General features: G+C 74.5%; 17 protein-coding genes. 4 read left to right on the top strand and 13 right to left on the bottom strand.

Annotation, left to right across the window (positions count from 1 at the left end; genetic code table 11):
* Positions 1–31 precede the first annotated feature (31 nt).
* Positions 32–4,645, top strand: coding sequence for an ATP-dependent helicase (locus tag ACI782_RS14525; protein ID WP_456910357.1), 4,614 nt, complete (start codon positions 32–34; stop codon positions 4,643–4,645).
* A 37-nt stretch (positions 4,646–4,682) separates the two neighbouring features.
* On the opposite strand, the gene ACI782_RS14530 is transcribed toward ACI782_RS14525, so the two are convergent.
* Together ACI782_RS14530 and ACI782_RS14535 are read right to left on the bottom strand one after the other, a co-directional pair.
* Positions 4,683–5,189, bottom strand: coding sequence for an NINE protein (locus ACI782_RS14530; protein WP_456910359.1), 507 nt, complete (start codon positions 5,187–5,189; stop codon positions 4,683–4,685).
* Positions 5,190–5,326: 137 nt separating this feature from the next.
* Positions 5,327–5,905 (bottom strand): antibiotic biosynthesis monooxygenase, encoded by a 579-nt coding sequence (locus ACI782_RS14535; RefSeq protein ID WP_456910361.1) that lies wholly within the window; start codon positions 5,903–5,905, stop codon positions 5,327–5,329.
* Between the two features lie 94 nt (positions 5,906–5,999).
* On the opposite strand from ACI782_RS14535, the gene ACI782_RS14540 reads away from it, so the two are divergent.
* A complete protein-coding gene (locus ACI782_RS14540) occupies positions 6,000–6,854 on the top strand; it encodes a DNA-formamidopyrimidine glycosylase family protein (protein WP_456910363.1) in 855 nt (284 codons plus the stop codon).
* A gap of 69 nt (positions 6,855–6,923) precedes the next feature.
* On the opposite strand, the gene ACI782_RS14545 is transcribed toward ACI782_RS14540, so the two are convergent.
* On the bottom strand, positions 6,924–7,784 hold the full coding sequence (locus tag ACI782_RS14545) for a PspA/IM30 family protein (protein WP_456910365.1): 861 nt from the start codon (positions 7,782–7,784) through the stop codon (positions 6,924–6,926).
* Positions 7,785–7,931: 147 nt separating this feature from the next.
* Here ACI782_RS14545 and ACI782_RS14550 point away from each other — a divergent pair, with 147 nt between their 5' ends.
* Positions 7,932–8,948: a PfkB family carbohydrate kinase gene (locus ACI782_RS14550; protein ID WP_456910367.1), complete on the top strand. Its 1,017-nt coding sequence runs from the start codon at positions 7,932–7,934 to the stop codon at positions 8,946–8,948.
* Positions 8,945–9,415: a GNAT family N-acetyltransferase gene (locus ACI782_RS14555; RefSeq protein ID WP_456910369.1), complete on the top strand. Its 471-nt coding sequence runs from the start codon at positions 8,945–8,947 to the stop codon at positions 9,413–9,415. The genes ACI782_RS14550 and ACI782_RS14555 overlap by 4 nt, the downstream gene beginning before the upstream one ends.
* On the opposite strand, the gene ACI782_RS14560 is transcribed toward ACI782_RS14555, so the two are convergent.
* The 10 genes from ACI782_RS14560 to ACI782_RS14605 all read right to left on the bottom strand — a co-directional run bounded on the left by ACI782_RS14560 (position 9,412) and on the right by ACI782_RS14605 (position 20,458).
* Positions 9,412–11,058, bottom strand: a complete 1,647-nt coding sequence (locus ACI782_RS14560; protein WP_456910371.1) for a glycoside hydrolase family 13 protein — start codon at positions 11,056–11,058, stop codon at positions 9,412–9,414. The genes ACI782_RS14555 and ACI782_RS14560 overlap by 4 nt on opposite strands.
* A 69-nt stretch (positions 11,059–11,127) precedes the next feature.
* Positions 11,128–12,405, bottom strand: a complete 1,278-nt coding sequence (locus tag ACI782_RS14565) for an ABC transporter ATP-binding protein (protein WP_456910373.1) — start codon at positions 12,403–12,405, stop codon at positions 11,128–11,130.
* A gap of 41 nt (positions 12,406–12,446) precedes the next feature.
* Positions 12,447–13,280, bottom strand: a complete 834-nt coding sequence (locus ACI782_RS14570; RefSeq protein WP_456910375.1) for a carbohydrate ABC transporter permease — start codon at positions 13,278–13,280, stop codon at positions 12,447–12,449.
* The gene (locus ACI782_RS14575) at positions 13,281–14,243 is read right to left on the bottom strand and encodes a carbohydrate ABC transporter permease (RefSeq protein ID WP_456910377.1); all 963 of its coding nucleotides are present in this window, start codon (positions 14,241–14,243) and stop codon (positions 13,281–13,283) included.
* The gene (locus ACI782_RS14580) at positions 14,240–15,493 is read right to left on the bottom strand and encodes an extracellular solute-binding protein (protein ID WP_456910379.1); all 1,254 of its coding nucleotides are present in this window, start codon (positions 15,491–15,493) and stop codon (positions 14,240–14,242) included. The genes ACI782_RS14575 and ACI782_RS14580 overlap by 4 nt, the downstream gene beginning before the upstream one ends.
* A gap of 235 nt (positions 15,494–15,728) precedes the next feature.
* Positions 15,729–16,964, bottom strand: a complete 1,236-nt coding sequence (locus ACI782_RS14585) for a DUF4032 domain-containing protein (RefSeq protein ID WP_456910381.1) — start codon at positions 16,962–16,964, stop codon at positions 15,729–15,731.
* 100 nt (positions 16,965–17,064) lie between these two features.
* A complete protein-coding gene (locus ACI782_RS14590) occupies positions 17,065–17,661 on the bottom strand; it encodes a TetR family transcriptional regulator (protein ID WP_456910383.1) in 597 nt (198 codons plus the stop codon).
* Positions 17,662–17,731: 70 nt separating this feature from the next.
* Positions 17,732–18,130: a helix-turn-helix domain-containing protein gene (locus ACI782_RS14595; protein ID WP_456910385.1), complete on the bottom strand. Its 399-nt coding sequence runs from the start codon at positions 18,128–18,130 to the stop codon at positions 17,732–17,734.
* Positions 18,131–18,380: 250 nt separating this feature from the next.
* Positions 18,381–19,034: a CDP-diacylglycerol--glycerol-3-phosphate 3-phosphatidyltransferase gene (gene pgsA / locus ACI782_RS14600; protein WP_456910387.1), complete on the bottom strand. Its 654-nt coding sequence runs from the start codon at positions 19,032–19,034 to the stop codon at positions 18,381–18,383.
* Positions 19,031–20,458 carry a MiaB/RimO family radical SAM methylthiotransferase gene (locus ACI782_RS14605; protein WP_456910389.1) on the bottom strand — a complete coding sequence of 476 codons (1,428 nt, stop codon included), beginning with the start codon at positions 20,456–20,458 and terminating at the stop codon, positions 19,031–19,033. Before ACI782_RS14605 ends, pgsA begins: the two co-directional genes overlap by 4 nt.
* Between the last annotated feature and the right edge of the window lie 130 nt (positions 20,459–20,588).

Consider the following 20,588-nt stretch of genomic DNA (forward strand, 5'->3'; position numbering starts at 1 on the left):
ACTGTCGTACCCGCGGGCGACACTGGTGCTCGTGTCCGCCCTCGACCGGTTCTCCGAGGCCACCCGCGCATGGTTCACCGGGGCCTTCGCCGAGCCCACGCCCGCCCAGCAGGGGGCGTGGCAGGCGATCAGCAGCGGTGGGCACGGCCTCGTCGTGGCGCCGACCGGCTCGGGGAAGACGCTCGCCGCCTTCCTGTGGTCGCTGGACCGGTTGGCCAGCACGCCGGCACCGGAGGACCAGCAGGCGCGGTGCCGGGTCCTCTACGTCTCCCCGCTCAAGGCGCTCGCCGTCGACGTCGAGCGCAACCTGCGGGCGCCGCTGGCCGGCATCGGGCAGGCCGCCGCCCGGCTGGGGCTGCCCCGCCCCGCAATCCAGGTCGCCATCCGCTCCGGGGACACCCCCGCTGACGAGCGACGGGCCTTCACCCGTCGGCCCACCGACATCCTGATCACCACCCCCGAGTCGCTGTTCCTGTTGCTGACCAGCTCGGCCCGCGAAGCGCTGCGGGGCGTCGAGACGGTGATCCTCGACGAGGTGCACGCCGTCGCCGACACCAAGCGGGGGGCGCACCTGGCGGTGTCCCTCGACCGGCTCGACGAGCTGCTGGAACGCCCCGCCCAGCGGATTGGGCTGTCGGCCACGGTGCGGCCGATCGAGGAGGTGGCGACCTTCCTGGCCGGCGGCCGTCCGGTGGAGGTCGTCGCCCCCGGCTCGGCCAAGGAGTGGGACCTCTCGGTCGTCGTCCCGGTCGAGGACATGAGCACCCTCGGGCAGCCCACCGGTGAGCTGGAAGGGTCGGCGGCGGGCAACCAGCCGCGGACGTCGATCTGGCCGGCCGTCGAGGAGCGGGTGCTCGACCTGGTCGAGGCCCACCGCAGCACCATCGTGTTCGCCAACTCCCGGCGCCTGGCCGAGCGGCTCACCAGCCGGCTCAACGAGCTGGCCTACGAACGGGCCACCGGCGAGACGGTCCCGCCCGGCACCAACGCCGCCGCGCTCCTGGCCCAGGCCGGCTCCGGCGGGGGCGTGCCCGAGGGGGTGCAGCCGGTCGCCGCGGCCCACCACGGGTCGGTCTCACGCGAGCAGCGGGCGGTGGTCGAGGAGGCCCTGAAGTCGGGGCGGCTGCCGGCGGTGGTGGCCACCTCCAGCCTCGAGCTCGGCATCGACATGGGGGCGGTCGACCTCGTCGTCCAGGTGGAGGCGCCGCCGACCGTGGCCTCGGGTCTCCAACGGGTCGGGCGGGCCGGCCACCAGGTCGGCGCGGTCAGCCGCGGGGTGCTCTTCCCGAAGTACCGGGGCGACCTGGTGCAGTGCGCGCTGGTCGCCGAGCGGATGCGGGCGGGCGCGATCGAGTCGATCCGCTACCTGCGCAACCCCCTCGACGTCCTCGCCCAGCAGGTCGTCGCGATCGTGTCGGAGCGGCCGCGGACGGTCGACGAGGTGGCGGCGCTGGTCCGCCGCTCGGCGCCGTTCGGGTCGCTGCCGGACTCCGCCCTGCACGCGGTCCTCGACATGCTCGCCGGCCGCTACCCGTCGGACGCGTTCGCCGAGCTGCGTCCCCGGCTGACCTGGGACCGGGTCACCGACACGCTCACCGCCCGCAGCGGAGCCCAACGGCTGGCGGTCACCAGCGGCGGCACCATCCCCGACCGCGGGCTGTTCGGCGTCTTCCTCGTGGGGAGCGAGGGCTCGGGGGGCCGGCGGGTCGGCGAGCTGGACGAGGAGATGGTCTACGAGTCGCGGGTGGGTGACGTCTTCCTGCTCGGCTCCTCCTCCTGGCGGATCGAGGAGATCACCCACGACCGGGTCCTGGTCAGCCCGGCCCCCGGCCAGCCGGGGAAGATGCCGTTCTGGCACGGGGACGCACCCGGCCGGCCACTGGAGCTCGGTCGCGCGCTCGGCGCCTTCCTGCGCGAGGTCGGGTCGGCGACGCCGGAGGCCGGCCGCGACCGCGCGCGGGCGGCCGGGCTCGACGAGTGGGGCGCGGCCAACCTGCTGGCCTACCTCGCCGAGCAGAAGCAGGCCACCGGGCACCTCCCCGACGACCGCACCCTGCTGGTCGAGCGCTTCCGCGACGAGCTCGGCGACTGGCGGCTGGTCGTCCACTCCCCCTTCGGCGCCCAGGTCAACGCCCCCTGGGCGCTGGTGCTGGCCGCCCGGCTGCGCGAGCGGTACGGCGTGGACGTCGCCTCGATGCACTCCGACGACGGCATCGTGCTCCGTCTCCCGGACACGACGGGGGAACCGCCCGAGGCCGACCTGGCCGTCCTCGACCCGGACGACGTCGAGCGGGAGGTGACCGCGGAGGTCGGCAACTCCGCCCTGTTCGCCAGCCGCTTCCGCGAGTGCGCCGCCCGCGCCCTGCTGCTCCCCCGCCGCGACCCCCGGCGGCGCACGCCGCTGTGGCAGCAGCGGCAGCGGGCCGCGCAGCTGCTGTCGGTGGCCAGCGACTTCTCCAGCTTCCCCATCACCCTCGAGGCGGCCCGCGAGGTGCTGCAGGACGTCTACGACGTGCCGGGCCTGGTCGAGCTCATGCGCGACGTCCGCTCCCGCCGGGTGCGGGTCGTCGACGTGCAGACCCAGACCGCCAGCCCGTTCGCCCAGTCGTTGCTGTTCGGCTACGTCGGGCAGTTCCTCTACGAGGGCGACGCCCCCCTCGCCGAGCGGCGGGCCCAGGCCCTGGCTCTCGACACCGGACTGCTGGCCGAGCTGCTCGGCCGCTCCGAGCTGCGCGAACTGCTCGACGCCGAGGCGCTCTCCGAGGTCGAGAGCGAGCTGCAGCGGTTGCCCGCCGACCGCCACGCCCGCGACCTGGACGGTGCGGCCGACCTGCTGCGCATCCTCGGGGACCTCACCCCCGCGGAGGCCGCGGCCCGCGGTGTGCCCGGCACGTGGCTCGACGAGCTGGTGGCCGCGCGACGCGCGCTCGTGGTGCGCATCGCCGGAGAGGAGCGGCACGTCGCCATCGAGGACGCCGGCCGGCTCCGCGACGCCCTCGGCACCGCGCTGCCGGTGGGGGTCCCGGAGGTCTTCACCGAGCCGGTGCCCGACCCGCTGGGCGACCTCGTCGGCCGCTATGCCCGCACCCACGGCCCCTTCCAGCCGAGCGAGGTGGCCGAGCGGCTGGGCCTGGGCGTCGCCGTGGTGACCGCCACCCTCCAACGGCTGGTGGGCACCGGGCGGCTGGTCACCGGCGAGTTCCGCCCCGGCGGCACCGGGCAGGAGTGGTGCGACGCGGACGTGCTGCGCTCGATCCGCCGGCGCAGCCTGGCCCGGCTCCGGCAGGAGGTGGAGCCGGTGCCGATCGACACCCTCGCCCGGTTCACCCCCTCCTGGCAGTCGGTGGGCAGCCGGATGCGGGGGCCGGACGGCGTGCTCGCCGTGGTCGAGCAGCTGGCCGGCGCGCTGGTCCCGGCCAGCGCCCTGGAGTCCCTGGTGCTGCCGGCCCGGGTGCGTGACTACTCCCCCGCGATGCTGGACGAGCTGACCAGCACCGGCGAGGTGCTCTGGGCCGGGGCTGGCGGGCTGCCCGGGGGTGACGGCTGGGTCAGCCTGGTGCCCGCCGACCTGGCCCCGCTGCTGCTGCCCGACCCGCTGGAGCTGCCGGAGGAGGACAGCGTGGGCGCAGCGGTGCTGGACCGGCTGGCCGGTGGGCAGGCGTTGTTCTTCCGCGGACTGTCCGACCTCGTCGGCTCCACCGACGACGCCGCGCTCGCCGACGTCGTCTGGGACCTGGTGTGGGCCGGCGCCCTCACCAACGACACCCTCGCCCCGCTGCGCACCCGGCTGGCCGGTGGCGGCACGCACAAGCGGTCGCCGGCTCCGCCGCGCGCCCGGCTCGACCGCACCCGCTACGGGCGCCCCCGCCTCGGCCGGCCCGCCATGCCGACCCGCACCGGGCCGCCGACGGTCGCCGGGCGCTGGTCCCGGTTGCCCGACCGGGAGACCAACCCCACCAAGCGGACCACCGCGCGGGCCGAGGCACTGCTGGAGCGGCACGGCGTGCTCACCCGTGGCGCGGTGATGGCCGAGCAGGTCCCGGGCGGGTTCTCCGCGGTCTACCCGGTGCTGCGCGCGTTCGAGGAGAACGGGCGGGCCCGGCGCGGCTACTTCGTCGAGACCCTCGGCGCCGCGCAGTTCGGCACGCCCGGCTCGGTCGACCGGCTGCGCGGCTTCGCCACCCCGGACCGGGTCCCGGCGGGCGCGGTCGTGCTGGCGGCGACCGACCCGGCCAACGTCTACGGCGCGGCGCTGCCGTGGCCCGAGCGGTCGGCCGGCGGGCCGGACGGGGGCGGTGCCGACGGTGGGGCCGTCGACGTCGGCGAGGGCACCGGCAGCGGACGGCGGGCCGGCAGCGGCCACCGGGCCGGTCGCAAAGCCGGCGCCCTCGTCGTGCTCGTCGACGGTGACCTGGTGCTCTACGTCGAGCGCGGCGGCAAGACGCTGCTGTCCTGGACCGAGGACGAGACGGTGCTCAAGGAGGCGGCCACGGCGCTGTCCGGCGCGGTGGCCGCCGGAGCGCTCGGCCGGATGGTGGTGCAGAAGGCCGACGGCGCGTCGGTGCACGAGTCGACACCGCTGTCGGCGGCGCTGCAGGCGGCCGGGTTCGCCGCGACCCCGCGGGGCCTGCGCGTGCGGGCGTGACCGGCCGGCCCCGGTCCCGCCCGACGCCCGCGCGGCCTCAGGCCAGCCCGAGGGACCGGTTCACCGCGTAGGCGTGCGCGTTGTACTCCTGCAGGCGCCGTGACATCTGGGCGGCGTCGATGATCCACAGCACGAACAGCGCGATCAGGCCCAGGAAGCCGATGATCACGACGGCGAGCAGCCAGCTGACGACGAACCCGACGGCGTACAGCACACCCCACTGCGTCCGGCCCAGGTAGAAGTGGTGGGCACCGAACGCGCCGAGGAAGAACCACAGCAACCAGGCGGCCGTGCTGTCCTTGTAGGGCTTGGGCAGGACCGGATACGGAGCGGCACCGTACGGCTGACCCGGGACCTGGGCGTAGGGAGGCTGCGCCGGGACGGGCTGTGGCGAGATCGGCTGCGGGGGGAACGCCGGGGACGCCCATCCCGTGACCGGCGGGGCGTAGGGCCCCTGCTGTCCCCATGCCTGCGGCTGCGGGGCCGGCCGGTCCTGCTGCGGCGCGAGCGGTTCACCCGGGCCGGGCTGGGGCGGGTAGGTCATGTCGTCTCCTCGGGTACCTGGACAGCGGTGGCCGACCACCGGCCTCCTCCTCCATCGGCAGCGGAGGACGGGGAATCCAGGCGAAGCGGACCGTTGACGACCTCTCACGGGCGCCCGGCCACCGGCGCCGCCGCGGGTCAGCGCTGGGGACGCAGCCAGCGGGCGAACAGCCGGGTGAGCGCCGGCATGACGACGAAGCCGAGCAGCACCACCACGATGCACGCCGACAGCAGCAGCCGGAGCGGCCACGGCCAGCCGGCGAGGTGTGGCATGACGAGCACCTGCAGCGTCGAGGTGATGAGGAAGACCGCGGCGATGGTGAGCACCGTCGACCGCCACCGCGGGCCGGGCGTGGCCGGACGGGTGAAGAAGCTGTCCAGCCCCGCCACGCGGGCGTACCGCTCCTCGTCGACCATCTCCTGCATCCGCTCGAGCGCCTCCCGCCGTTCCGGCGAGCTCTCCCACGCGGCCAGTGACGCGTCGTCCTTGAACCGGTACACCAGGTGGTACTCGGAGCTGCCCAGCCCCGGCTTCAGCAGCGTGCCGCCGAGGTTGCCCGGATAGATGGCGGCCAGCGCGAGCGTCTCGGCCGCCCACCGCTCGAAGGCCTGCCGCCGCTGCGGGCGCACCACCCGGGCCACCGTGACCGTCACCGGCTCGGGCACCCGGCCGGCGACCTCCGGGCGGGTCAGGCGGGAGCGGAGCAGGGTCGTCACGGCCACGGTCGCCTCAGCGCTGAGGGACCGCGCCGTCATCCCTGCTGTCAGCGGTCTCACAGCAGCACGACATCCCACAGGGGACACTGGCGGCGTGCCCGAGGGAGACACCGTCTGGCTGGCGGCGAAGCGGATGCGCACCGCGCTCGCGGGCACGACGCTGCGCCGCGGTGAGCTGCGTGTCCCGCAGCTGGCCGCCACAGACCTCGCGGGCCGGGAGGTGACGGAGGTCGTCCCCCGCGGCAAGCACCTGCTGATCCGGTTCGCCGACGGCTGGACGCTGCGGACCCACTTCCGGATGGACGGCAGCTGGCACATCTACCGGCCCGGAGCGAGCTGGCGGGGCGGGCCGGCCTTCGCCGTCCGGGCCGTCCTGGCGAACGACCGGTGGGAGTGCGTGGGCTACCGGCTGCACGACGTCGCCATGGTCCGCACCGAGCACGAGGACCAACTCGTGGGCCACCTCGGCCCCGACGTCCTCGGCCCGGACTGGGACCTCGACGAGGCGCTGCGCCGGCTGCGGTCCTCCCCCGACGAGCAGATCGGCGTCGCGCTGCTCGACCAGCGCAACCTGGCCGGCATCGGCAACCTCTACAAGGTCGAGTCGCTGTTCCTCGCCGGCGTCCACCCGTGGGCCCGGGTGGCCGACGTCCCCGACCTCGCCGGCCTGGTGGAGCGGGCGCGCACGCTGATGCTGGCCAACCGCGAGCACCCGGAGCAGAGCACCACCGGGGACCTGCGCCGGGGACAGGACCACTGGGTCGCCGGACGCAAGGGCCGCCCCTGCCGGCGGTGCGGGACGACGATCCTGCTCGGCGACCAGGGGCCCGACCTCCAGGAGCGGGTCACCTGGTGGTGCCCGCGCTGCCAGGCCGCCCGCTCCCCCATCGACCCGGCCGCCCGCACCGGTGAGCCGGGCCGGCCCCGGCCGCTCGTCGAGTCCGGCTGACCACACCCGAGTGCCCGGAGCACGACGGGCCGGCCGCGGGTGCGGCCGGCCCGTCGTCGACGAGGTGCCTCAGGCGTTGCGCTCGGGCGCCTCGGCCGGCTGCTCCACCGGCTGCGCGGTCGGCGGTTGCACGGACGGCGTGCCCTGCTCCAGGGCCGGGCCGGCGGCACCACCGGTGACCGCGGCCGGGCCCGAGGTACCGCTGGGGAGCTGGTTCATCGAGGCGCGGATCTGGTCCAGCCGAGAGGCGCCCGCGACGTCGAGCGTGGCCTTCTGCACCTCCAGCATCCGGCCCTCAACCGACGTCTGCGCGAGTTCCGCCTGGCCCAGCGCGTTGGCGTAGCGCGCCTCGATCTTGTCCCGGACCTCGGAGAGGCTCGGGGTGTTGCCCGGCGCCGAGAGCTCGTTGACCTGCTTGAGCGACGCGGCCACGTGCTCCTGCATCTTGGCCTGCTCGAGCTGGCTCATCAGCTTGGTGCGCTCGGCCAGGGTGGTCTGCAGCCGCATCCGGCTCTGCTCGACCGCCCCGCGGGCCTGCTCGGCGGCCTGCAGCGCCTCGTCGTGGCTGCGCTTGAGGTCCTCCATCGCCTGCTCCGCGGCCACCAGCTGGGTCGCGAAGGCCTGCGCCGCGTTCTCGTACTCGCCGGCCTTGGGCGCGTCACCGGCGGCGCGGCTCTGGTCGGCCAGCACGAGCGCCTGGCGGGCGGAGGCCTGCAGCTTCTCCACCTCACCGAGCTGCCGGTTGAGCCGCATCTCCAGCTGCCGCTGGTTGCCGAGCACCGCCGCGGCCTGGTTGGCCAGTGCCTGGTGGCGCTGCTGCTCGGCCTCGATCGCCTGGGCGATCTGGATCTTGGGGTCGGCCTTCTCGTCGATCTTGGCGTTGGCGGAGGCCGTGAGGTATCTCCACAGCTTCACGAACGGGTTGGGCATCGGTCCTCCTGCTCAGCGCGGATCGTCCGCCGGTCGTCCCCGGCCCGGCGGGGCCGCAGCGGTGGTCGTCACCCCCATCGTCCCAGGTGTGGCCCTCCGTGAGCCACCAGGGAGGCCCCGGAGGGCGTCCCCCGTTAGGGTCTCGGGGTGTCTCCCGAGACCCCGGTGCTCAGCGTGCTGGGTGAGCTGGTCGTCGACCTCATCCCCGTTCCCGAGGCGGGCGCCGGCCCGCAGGGGACCGCGCCGCAGTACGTCGCCCGTCCCGGCGGCAACGCGCTCAACGTCGCCGTCGCCGCGGGCCGGCTGGGTACCCCCGTGCGGCTGCTGGCCCGGCTGGGCTCCGGACCGCTGGCCGCCTCGCTGCGCCGGCACGTCGAGCTGGCCGGGGTCGACCCCGCCGGCCTGGTGGTGGCCGGCGAGCCGGTGAGCCTGGCCGTCGTCGGGCTCGGCCCGGACGGCGCCCCGGACTACGGCTTCCACGTGCTGGGCGCGGCCGACTGGCAGTGGACCGACGACGAGCTGGCCGCGATCCTCCCGGAGCGGACGGCGATCCTGCACGTGGGCTCGATCTCCAGCTGGACCCCGCCCGGCTGCGAGGCGATCGCCCGCCTGGTCGAGCGCGTCGCCGGCAGCGGCCGGGCCCTGGTCAGCGTCGACCCGAACATCCGGCCGATGCTGGCCGAGGGGCAGGTCGGCGCTGCGCTGGGCAACACCGCCGAGGCGGTGCGCGCGCGGCTGGGCCGGCTGCTCGCCCGGGCGGACGTGGTCAAGGTCAGCGCCGAGGACCTCGCCTGGCTCGAGCCCGACGCGCTCGACGACCTGGACGCCGCGGCACTGCGCTGGGCCGACCGCGGCGCGGCGCTGGTGCTGCTCACCGACGGCGGCGCGCCGCTGCGGGTGGCCCGGCCCGGCCGCGCGCTGGTGCACCGCGAGCCACCGGCGGTCACCGTCGTCGACACCGTGGGCGCCGGGGACGCGCTGGCCGCCGGCCTCTTCGCCGGGCTGCTCGCCGAGGGGGTCACCACGCGCGTGGCGCTCGAGGAGCTGCCCGACGAGCGCCTCCTGCCGGTCGTCGACGACGCCGCCCTCGTCGCCGCGCTCAACTGCACCCGGGTCGGCGCCGACCCGCCGACCCGCGAGGAGCTCGCGGCGGCTCGCCGGTGAGCGCACCGGACGACGTCGCCCTGGTCGGGCTCGCCGAGCTGTCGGCTCCCGTCGTCCGCGCCCGGCTGCTGGCCGCGCACGACCGCTTCTGGGACGTCGACACCCGCTCCGTGCACGACCCGGTCTGGTTCGACCAGTTCGGCGGCTTCGGCGTGCTGGCCCGCAGCGCGGACGGCGAGGACGTCGGCTACCTGCTCGGCGTGGTGACCGCCGACCGGCTGGCCTACGTCCACCTGCTCGCCGTGCGCGCGGACCGGCGGCACACCGGCCTGGCCCGGCGGCTGGTGGGGTGGTTCGACGAGGTCGCCCGAGGCACCGGCGCCCGGGTCGTCCAGGTGGTGGTGCGGCCGGACGACGCCGCCGCGGTCGACCTCCACACCGCGCTGGGGGCGAGCGAGCACCTGGCGGCCGACCGCGCCGGCCCGGGGCAGGACCGTCTGGTGCTGACCCGGCCCCTGGTCCGCTAGGCGGTCGTCAGCCAGGCCGCGGTGTCCGGCGGCAGCACGTCGCCCACGTCCTCGCTCGCGAGGACCGGCCGGCCAGCCAGGGGCAGCGGGCGCGACGACAGGTTCACGACGCACCGGAACGCCGTCCCGCGGTCGAAGGCGAGGACGTCCTCCCCCAGCTCCCGCCAGGTCAGCGGCTCTTCGCCGGCGAGCCCGGGCAGCCGGCGGCGCAGCCGCAGCGCGGCGCGGTAGAGCGAGAGGGTGGACGACGGGTCGTCCCGCTGGGCGGCCACGGTGAGGTCCCGCCACGCGGCCGGCTGCGGGAGCCACGGCGCGACTCCCTCGGCGGTGAACCCGAACGGCGGCCGGTCCCCCGCCCAGGGCAGCGGTACCCGGCAGCCGTCGCGGCCGCGCGCGGTACGGCCGGACCGCACCCAGGTGGGGTCCTGCAGCAGCTCCTCCGGCAGGTCCTCCACCTCGGGCAGGCCCAGCTCCTCGCCCTGGTACAGGTAGGCGCCCCCGGGGAGGGCGAGGGTGAGCAGCGCCGCCGCGCGCGCCCGCCGCAGGCCCAGGACGGGGTCGGCCGGCGTGGCGGCGTCGAACCCCATGGTCGCGGCGCCGCTGTGCGCCCGGCCGAAGCGGGTGACGTGCCGGGTCTCGTCGTGGCTGGACAAGACCCACGTCGCGGGCGCGCCGACCGGCGCCAGCGCGGCCAGCGTCCCGTCGACGACCGCTCGGATGCGCCGCGCGTCCCACGGCGCCTTGAGGTAGTCGAAGTTGAACGTCGTGTGCAGCTCGTCGGGTCGCACGTACCGGCTCAGCCGCTCGGGACCGTTGACCACGGCCTCGGAGACGAACAGCCGGTCGCCGGGGTAGGTGTCCCCGATCCGGCGCCACCGGCGGAAGATCTCGTGCACCTCGTCGACGTCCCAGTGCGGGTTGTCCACCCACGAGCTGGACTCGAACAGCGCCCCGGGGCCGTGGCCGGCGTCCGGCAGGTCGGGGACCTTCGCCATGGCCGGGGCGGCGTCGACCCGGATGCCGTCGACGCCGCGGTCGAGCCAGAACCGCAGGACGTCGTCGAACTCCGCCTGGACGGCGGGGTCGTCCCAGTCGAGGTCGGGCTGCTCGGGCGCGAACAGGTGCAGGTACCACTGCCCGGGGCGCCCGTCGGGCTCGGTCACCCGGGTCCAGGCGGGGCCGCCGAAGGCGCTGATCCAGTCGTTGGGCGGCTCGGCGCCGCCGGCGCGGCCGTCGCGGAAGAAGTAACGGTCCCGCTCGGGGGCGCCGGGGCCGCCGGCCAGCGCGGCGGTGAACCACGGGTGCTCGATAGAGGTGTGGTTGGCGACCAGGTCGATGACCACGCGCAGCCCGAGAGCGTGCGCCTCGGCGAGCAGTGCGTCGGCGTCGGCGAGCGTGCCGAAGCGGGGGTCGATGCCGCGGTAGTCGGCGACGTCGTACCCGCCGTCGGCCATCGGCGACGGGTACCAGGGGGTGATCCAGACGGCGTCCACGCCGAGGTCGGCGAGGTACGGCAGCCGGCTGCGCAGCCCCCCGACGTCCCCCACCCCGTCACCGTCGGAGTCGGCGAAGCTGCGCAGGTAGACCTCGTAGACGACCGCCGTCCGCCACCACGGACGACGATCGTCCGGGGCGGCGGACATCGGGCTCCCGGGGTGCTCGGCGGACGTCGGGGCGGGGCCGGCGACCGGCCGCCCCTGGAGGGTCGCTGCTCAGGCGGCCCCGGCCGCGTGGGCGCCGCCGCCCACCGTGGTGCCCTGCTCCTGAGCCTCCTGCACCTGCTCGACGCGGTCCTCCTCGGCCATCTGGGTGAGCCGGGCGCCGGCCTCGGCGTCGCGCGTCAGGTTCTCGCCGGACTGCGGGTCGAACACGTGCACCTTGCGGCTGTCGAGCCAGAACTCCGCCTCGCGGCCCTCCCGGATCCGGCTGGTCGCGTCGATGGAGACCACGGCCTGGGTGCGCAGCTCCTCGGAGTCCAGCTCCCGGGACAGCTCGCGCAGCTGGTTGGTGATCGCCTCCGGCGCCTCGTACGGGATGTAGGCGTACTGCGAGTCGCCCAGCCACTCGGTGACGTCGACGCGGGCGCGGAAGGTCGAGCCGAGCGGCCGCTTGGCCTCGTCGACCAGCGACGCGTCCTCGAAGTACTCCGGCCGGATGCCGACCAGCAGCAGGTCCCGACCCTGTACCGCCGCGACCCGGCGCTCGTCGAGCTCGATCGGCCCGAACGGCGTCCGCAGCTGGTTGCCCTCGAGCGTCGCCGGCAGGAAGTTCATCGGCGGGGACCCGATGAAGCCCGCGACGAACAGGTTGACCGGCTGCTCGTAGAGCTCGCGGGGCGAGGCGACCTGCTGGATGCGGCCCTTCCGCAGCACGCAGACCCGGTCGCCGAGGGTCATGGCCTCGGTCTGGTCGTGGGTGACGTAGACCGTGGTGATCCCCAGCCGGCGCTGCAGCCGGGAGATCTCCGTGCGCATCTGGCCGCGCAGCTTGGCGTCGAGGTTGGACAGCGGCTCGTCGAAGAGGAACGCCTCGGCCTGCCGCACGATCGCCCGGCCCATGGCCACGCGCTGCCGTTGACCGCCGGAGAGGTTGGCCGGCTTGCGCTCGAGGTGCTCGCGCAGCTCGAGGACCTCGGCGGCCTCGGTGACCCGGCGGCGCACCTCGTCGTCGGAGGTCTTGGCCAGCCGCAGCGGGAAGGCGATGTTCTCGTACACCGTCATGTGCGGGTAGAGCGCGTAGTTCTGGAAGACCATCGACAGGTTGCGCTCGCGCGGCGCCATGTCGTTGACCCGCTTGCCGCCGATGATCATGTCGCCGCTGGTGATGTCCTCCAGCCCGACGATCATCCGCAGCAGCGTCGACTTCCCGCAGCCGGACGGCCCGACCAGGATCATGAACTCCCCGTCGGCGATGTCCAGGCTGACGTCGTTCACCGCCGGGTACCCGTCCCCGTACTGCTTGACGATGTTGCGCATCTCGATGGAGGCCATTGCTTCCTTGTCCCCTCGATGGGTCGGTGGGCGGCGGGCCGTCAGCCCTTGACGGCGCCGTTGGTCAGGCCGGCGACGATGCGCCGCTGGAAGAGCAGCACCAGGACGACGACCGGGATGGTGACGATCACCGCGGCGGCGGCGATGGCCCCGGTCGGGTCCTCGAACTGCGAGGCGCCGGAGAAGAGGCCCAGCGCGGCGGGGACCGGCCGCGACGCACTGGTCGACGTCAGCGAGATGCCGTAGGCGAAGTCGTTCCACGCGATGAAGAAGGCGATGATCGCGGTGGTGAACACGCCGGGGGCGGCCAGCGGGACGATGACCTTGCGGAAGGCCTGCCAGGTCGTCGCGCCGTCCACCTGCGCGGCCTGCTCCATCTCCCACGGGATCTCGCGGAAGAACGCCGACATCGTCCAGATGGAGATCGGCAGGGTCAGGGACAGGTACGGGATGATCAGGCCGGGCCAGGTGTCGTAGAGCCCGATCTGCCGCCACAGGTTGAACAGCGGCGTGACGATGGAGATGACCGGGAAGATCGCCACACCCAGCGCCGTGGACAGGATCAGTTTCTTGCCCGGGAAGTCCAGCCGGGCGATCGCGTACGCGGCGAACATCGACAGGACGCACGAGATCGCCGTCGCGATCAGGCAGATGCCGAAGGAGTTCCGCAGCGCCGGGAGGAAGAGGTCACTCGCCGACCCGGTCAGGATCGTCGTGTAGTTCTCCCACGTGGCGCCCGACGGGAAGAACGAGGCGTTGGCGATGTCCGACGGCGCCTTGAACGACAGCGAGACGATCCACGCGATCGGGAACAGGCAGTACAGGACGATGAGGACGCCCCCGACGATCCACCACGTCTTCTCTCGAGTGGACATTCAGCGTTCCCCTCTCGCCTGGGCCAGGTCGACCCGGAAGCCCTTGATGAAGGTGAAGGCGATCAGCACCACGCAGAGGAAGAGCAGGACCGACACCGCGGAGCCCAGGCCGATCTCCACGCGTGCGATGGTCTGCCGGTAGGCGAGGAAGGACACCGACTCGGTGTTGTTCGCCCCCGCGGTCATGATGTAGATCGAGTCGAAGATCCGGAACGCGTCCAGGGCGCGGAACAGCAGGGCCACCATGATCGCGGCCTTCATGTTCGGGATCGTCACCCGCCACATCCGCTGCCACCACGTCGCGCCGTCGACCTTCGCCGCCTCCTGGAGGACCTCCGGCACCTGGGCCAGGCCGGCGAGGAGCAGCAGCGAGATGAACGGTGTGGTCTTCCAGATCTCGGCGAGGCAGATGACCGCCAGCGAGGACCACTGGCCGCCGAACCAGTCGGTGTCGGCCGACACCCCCGGCAACCAGGCGAACCAGCTGTTCACGAAGCCGGTGTCGATCCGGAAGGCGAACGCCCAGGCGAAGGCCGAGACGACGGTGATGACGGCGTACGGGATGAGGATGGCCGCGCGCACCCACGGACGGATGGAGCTCAGCGCCTTCGACATCACCAGGGCGAGCGCGAAGCCGAGGACCAGCTCGACCGCCACGGTCACCACGGTGATGAACACCGTGACGCCCAGCGCCGTCCACCAGACCGGGTCGGTGAGGATCACCGCGTAGTTGGACAGCCCGGTGAACGACCGGTTGGCGGGGTCGGTCAGCCGGTAGTTGAACAGCGAGTAGTACACCGCCTGCAGGATCGGGTACGCGGTGACCAGGAGCATGACCGCGAACGCCGGGCCGGCCAGCATCCAGCCGAGCTTGCGCTCGGCGCGGGACCGGTCACTGATCCCCCCGGGTGGCGCGGAGACCGGTTGTGTCTTCTCCCGCGGTGGGAGCGTCGTTTGCGTCATAGCAGCTGGTCTCCTGACAGGACGGCGCTGATCAGTTCCTGCGCCCGCTCACCGGTCTCGGGGCTGACCGACGACGGCGGGTGGTACTCGCGCTGCAGGCCACCGGTCACCTCGTTGTAGTAGGGGGTCTGCGGGCGGTTCGCCGCGGCCTCCAGGGAGGCGAGGATGGTGGGGGCCATCGGGAAGACCTCCAGCACCTCCGGGTCGTCGTACACCGCGGACGAGGACGCCGGGTTGCCGTTGGTGGTCATGTAGTACGCCTGGTTCTCGTCGCTCGTGATGCACTCGGTCGCGTCGTAGACCAGGTCCACGTGCTCGCTGAAGGCCGAGACGGCGAGGTCGATGCCGCCGAACGGCGGCGCGCTCGGCGTGCCGGCGTCGACGGCTGGATAGAGGGCCCACCCGTAGTCGTCGGGCACCGACTGATCGAGCGTGCCGGCCTCGACGGCGGCGAGCGCGCGGGAGTAGACGAACGGCCAGTTGACCATGAAGCCGCCGTCGGCGCTCTCGAACTCGGTGGCGCTGGTGTCCTCGCTCGAGGTCGAGAAGGCCGGGCCGACGACACCGGAGTTGGCCACGGTGTTCATCACCTCGGCCGCCCGGTCGGCCTCCGGCGTCGTCAGTCCGAGCTGGATGTCCTCGGGGTTCGTGGAGTTCTCCTCGATGATCGAGCCCCCCGCGGACTCGATGAGGGCGTTGAGCCACACCGTCAGCGACTCGGCACGCCGGCCCTGGGCGCTGAGGATCTTCCCCTGGTCCTGGGCCGCCGTGACCAGCTGTTCCCAGGTCACCGGCTGGGTCATGTCGAGCCCGGCCGCCTCGGCCACCGACTTGCGGTACCAGAGCAGCTGGGTGTTGGCCCAGAACGGGACGGCGACCAGCTCGTCGTTCCACGTCGCGGAGTCCAGCGAGCTCTGGACGACGCCCTCGCTGACCCGCTGGGCGACGTCCTCGGGCATCGGCGCGAGGAAGCCCGCCTGGGCGAACTCGGGGACGTACGGCGGGTCGAGGCTCATCAGGTCGATGGAGCTGTCGTTGGCGGCGAGCCGCCGGACGAGTTGCTCGCGCTGTGCGGAGGACTCACGCGGCAGCTGGGAGACCTCGAGCGTGTACGCCCCGCCCGAGGCCTCGCTGCAGCGCTGCGCGATCTCGGCCTGACCGCCGGAGTCGGGGTTGATGTACCAGGTGAGCGTCGGGGTCCCACCCTCGTCGGCCCCGCCGCCGCACGCGGCGAGCGTCGACGCCAGCACCAGTACGGCTGCGGAGCTCCCGAGTGACCTGCGGGACCTTCCCCGCCGGGCCCGGGAGGCCGGCCGGCTGCCGGTCGGACCTTCCCTCTCCTCGAACGACACCCAGACCGCCTCCGAATCGGCGAGCAGCGACCGGCGGTCGCCGCGGTCTTCGTAACGTGGCCCAGGTCACCATGGGTGTCAACTCGAAGGAAACCAGCCCGTGACCTTGGTCTGACAGGGCTGGATCCGCTGGTCAGCGCGACGGGCCCACGAAAGCGGACGGCGTGGTCAGCTCCTTGGGGGTGTGCGGCAGGACGGTCTCGAAGTACGACCGCGCCGCCTTCGTCGTCCCGACGTCCGCGCCGGCCCGCTCGGAGAGGAACCAGCGGTGCTCGAGGATCTCGTGGAAGACCTCGGCCGGGGCGAGACGGCCCCGCAGGTCCGGCGGGATGGCGTCGACGACCGGCTGGTAGGACTCGGCGAGCCAGCGGTACCCGGCCACGGTCTCCGAGACCGGCTGCCCGGTCTTCTGCTCCAGGTTGGCGCGGAAGGCGCGCAGGTCGTTGAGCAGCCGCCGCGCCTGCCGCTCCTGGACCTCGAGGCCGGTGAGCCGGAACAGGTCCCGGCGGTTCTCCCCCGGCTCGGCGACCCGGGTCTCCGCCCGCAGCGTCGCCCCGCCGTCGGGGGTGGTGACCAGCTCGACCTCGCCGACGTCGAAGCCCAGGTCGTTGAGCCGCTGCAGCCGGGCGGCCACCCGGTAGCGCTGCTCGTCGAGGGCGAAGACCTCCTCGCGGGTCACCTCGTCCCAGAGCGCGTCGTAGCGCCGGGGCAGGCTGTCGGCCACCTCGATCGGGTCGATGTCGGGCGGGAGCAGCTCGCCGAACTGCAGGTCGAGCAGCTCGGCGCCCACCCGCTCCCGGGCCAGGTCGACGTCGTACTGGCGCCGGCCGGGGGTGAGGAACGGGTGGCGCTCGCTGGTCTCGGCGTCGACCAGGTAGGCGGCGAGGGTCCCGGCGTCGAGCCGGAACAGGGTGTTGGACAGCGAGCAGTCCCCCCAGAAGACCCCGGCGAGGTGCAGGCGGACCAGCAGCACGACCAGGGTGTCCAGCAGCTGGTCGGCGGAGTGCTCGGAGGTCGGGCGGGAGAACAGGTACCGGTAGGACATCGAGTACTCGAGGTACCGGGTGACCAGGATGGCGTCCTGCCCGTCCGGGCGGTCGACGCAGATGCCCAGCACGGAGACCGAGGGCAGGCCCTCCTCCTCGAACTGCCCCAGCAGCGCGTACTCGTGCCGGGCGAGCGGCTCGGCGATCTCCTTGAGCGCGAAGACACAGCCGTTCAGGGCGGTGAACCGGACGACGTGCCGCGAGATGCCCCGCTGCGGGACGTCGAGCAGCAGCTCGGGGTCCCACTGCTCCAGCGGCTGGTGCCAGGGCAGCGCGAGCAGGGCGGCGCCGTCCGTGGCCGGTGGCCGGAAGAGGTACCGCACGGCGGCCTCCGTTGGTCGCGGGCAGCAGTCGACCGCCTCGGCTGGGCGTGTCAGACGGTCACCATCCCACCACCGCGGTCGGCGCGCGACCGCCCCCCGGTCAGGCCGGCGCGGCGTCCACCAGGACGGCGATCCGCGCGGCGGCGGCCCGTCGCGCCGGCGCCTCCCCCGGCTGCAGGACCAGCCCGACCAGCCAGGAGGCCACGACCCCGGCGGTGTCCCGGTCGGTCCGCAGCGCCGCGGCCAGCCGGTCGAGGACCTCCGCCCAGCGGTCGGGCGGCGCGGCGAGCAGACCGGTCAGCGTCGCAGGCTCGTCGCGCGCGAGCCGCTGGAGCACGGGGTGGCCGGCCACCTCGTCGGCGAGCTCCGCAAGCGCGGCGGGCGGCGGTCCGGCCGCGGCGACGGCGGCCAGGCGGTCGAGCTCGGCGGCGAGCAGCGCGCGGGCCACCTCGTCCTTGGTCCGGAAGTGGTTGTAGAGGGTCGCCTTGGCGACGCCGGCGGCCGCGGCGACCGACTGCACGGTGCTGCGGCGCAGCCCCCGCTCGGCGAACGCGCGAGCGGCACCGTCGAGCAGCCCGGCCCGCGTCCGCCCCATGGCGTTGCCGCCGCGGGTGTGGCTCCCCGGCGCGTGCGCCGGTGCGGGCGGCACCCAGCCGGCCACCGGCGCGGTTCCGGGGGTCGGGCCGGCCGTCGCCATGCCCCCTGTCTGGCACCGGGGAGGCGGCACGTCAAGGACGCCAGGCGGTTCCCGGCCGTGTCGCGCCGGCTCAGGCCGCCAGCGAGACGGCCGCGCGGGCAGTCGGGCGGGCGGGCGCGCCGACCAGCGCGAGGGCCGGCTCGGCCACCGGCTGCTCGGCCGCCTGCTCCTCGGCGGGCCGCTCCGCCGCGGGTGCGGCAGCCCCGGGCGCGGGCGTCAGCGGGCGGACGTCGCCGGCAGCGTGCCGCAGTTCCAGGCTCACCTCGGCGAGGAGGTCGGCGAGTTCGACGTCGAGGGCGTCGCAGATCGAGGCGAGCAGCTCGGAGGAGGCCTCCTTCTGCCCGCGCTCCACCTCGGAGAGGTAGCCCAGGCTCACCCGGGCGGCACCGGAGACGTCCCGCAGCGTCCGGCGCTGACGCAACCGGTGGCCGCGCAGGGTGTTCCCGAGCTGGGTGCGCAGCAGCGTCATGGCCGTCTCCTGTCCTGCCTGTGCGGAAGCGGCGGCGCCCCGTCCGAGGCGCCGTGCGCTCACGGTACGCGGAGCCACTGACCGGTACCGGGTCATCCCCGGCGCGTCCGCTCTGGGCGTAACACCCGAGGCCGCCGGCCCCTTCCCGTCCCGCGGTGCCGCGGCGGGCGGGCCCGTCCCGGGGTCGGACGGCGGCCCACCGCAGGGCTCCGCTGCGAGCCTGCGAGTGGCGGGGGCAGGGGGTCCTCTCTCAGGCGGCGGCGTCGGTGCGCGAGCCGCCGGCGGCGCGGCGGGCGGCGGCCGCGCGCATCGCCCGGGCGCTCGTGCGCCGGAGGACCAGGGCCCGGTAGACGTAGTCGAGCCCGGTGACGACGGTCAACACCAGCGCCGCCGCCATGACCCACCAGCGGGCGCTGGCCAGGACGCCCTCGAGCGGCAGGATGTAGAGCCCGATCGCCAGCGCCTGGACGACGGTCTTGGCCTTGCCACCCCGGCTGGCCGCGATCACCCCGTGACGGATCACCCAGAAGCGCAGCAGGGTCACGCCGACCTCGCGGACCAGGATCGTCAGCGTCACCCACCACGGGAGCAGGTCGAGCACCGACAGGGCGATCAGGGCAGTGCCGGTGAGCGCCTTGTCGGCGATCGGGTCGGCGAGCTTGCCGAACTCGGTCACCTGACCCCGGCGGCGGGCGATCATCCCGTCGTAGCGGTCGGTGATGATCGCCAGGGCGAAGAACAGCGTGGCCCAGTAGCGCTGTGCCTCGTCCGTGCCGCCGTCGGTGAGCAGGAGGACGGCGAACACCGGCACCACCGCCAACCGGAGCACCGTCAGGGCGTTCGGCAGGTTGACCAGGCGCACCGACTGAGGTGGCGTGGCGGCGGGGTCGGCGGACTCGGTCACGGGGTCACCGCGGGGACGAGCGCGGCCGCGACCAGGTCCACGCCGTCGGTGCCGACGACCTCGGCGCGCACCAGGCGGCCCGCGACAGCGCCGTCGGGCACCCCGGTCACCGTCGTCGTCCCGTCCGCCTCGGGGTCCTGGTGGGCGGCGTGGCCGAGCCACGTCCCGGGGCCCTCCTCGGCGGAGAGGTCCTCGGTGAGCAGCACCTCGACCTGCTCGCCGAGCCGGTCCTCCGCGCGCTGGGCGGTCAGCTCCTCGACCAGGTCGGTCATCCGGCGCACCCGGGCGTCGATCTCGGCCTGGTCGAGCTTGCCGGCCATCCCGGCCGCCTCGGTGCCCTCCTCGTCGGAGTAGCCGAACACGCCGACCGCGTCGAGTCGCCCCTCGACCAGGAAGCGCTCGAGCTCGGCGACGTCGTCCTCGGTCTCGCCGGGGAACCCGAGGATGACGTTGGTGCGGAACCCGGCGGTGGGCGCCAGCGCCCGGGCCCGCTCGACGAGCGCGAGGAAGTCGTCGGTGCCGCCGAACCGGCGCATGCGGCGCAGCAGACCCGGCGAGGAGTGCTGGAACGACAGGTCGAAGTACGGGGCCACGCCGTCCGTGCCCGCGATGACCTCCAGCAGGCCCGGCCGGAGCTCGGCCGGCTGCAGGTAGGCCACCCGCACCCGGGCGATGCCCTCGACCGCGGCGAGCTGCGGCAGCAGCCGCTCCAGGGAGCGCAGGTCGCCGAGGTCCTTGCCGTACGAGGTCGAGTTCTCGCTGACCAGCACCAGCTCGGTCAGGCCCTGCGCGGCCAGCCACTGCGCCTCGCCGAGCACCTCGGCGGGCGGCCGGGAGACGAACGCGCCGCGGAAGGCGGGGATGGCGCAGAACGCGCACCGCCGATCGCAGCCGGACGCCAGTTTCAGCGCGGCGGAGGGACCGCTCGCCAGCCGGCGGCGCTGCACCCAGCCGTGGCCGGGGATGGCGGGCGCGTCGTCGCCGATCACCACCGCGGTGCGCGCCACCGGGCTGATCGGCAGCAGCGTGCGCCGGTCCCGCGGGTCGTGCGGCACCAGCGGCCGGCCGGTGAGGACGTCGTCGAGCCGGTCGCCGATCGCCCCGTAGTCGTCGAAGCCCAGGACGGTGGCCTCGGGGAGCGCGCCGGCCAGCTCGGAGCCGTACCGCTCGGCCATGCACCCGACGGCGACGACCGAGGCGCCGGAGTCGGTGGCGGCGAGGATCGCGTCGACGGAGTCCTTCTTGGCCGACTCGATGAAGCCGCAGGTGTTCACCAGGACGGCGTCGGCCTCGTCGGCGTCCTCGACGAGCTCGTAGCCACCGGCGGCCAGCCGACCGGCCAGCTCCTCCGAGTCGACCTCGTTGCGGGCGCAGCCGAGGGTCACCACCGCCACCTTGCGGGCGGGGTCGGGCGGAGCTGTCACCGGTCCATCGTAGTCGGCTCGCCGCCCCCTGCCGGGGGGGGGGGGGGGGGGGGGGGGGGGGGGGGGGGGGGGGGGGGGGCGGGGCGCGCGGGGCGGGCCGGGCGGCGGGCGGCGCGGGGGGCGCGCCCGG

It is taken from the genome of Geodermatophilus sp. SYSU D00703 (assembly GCF_054050155.1).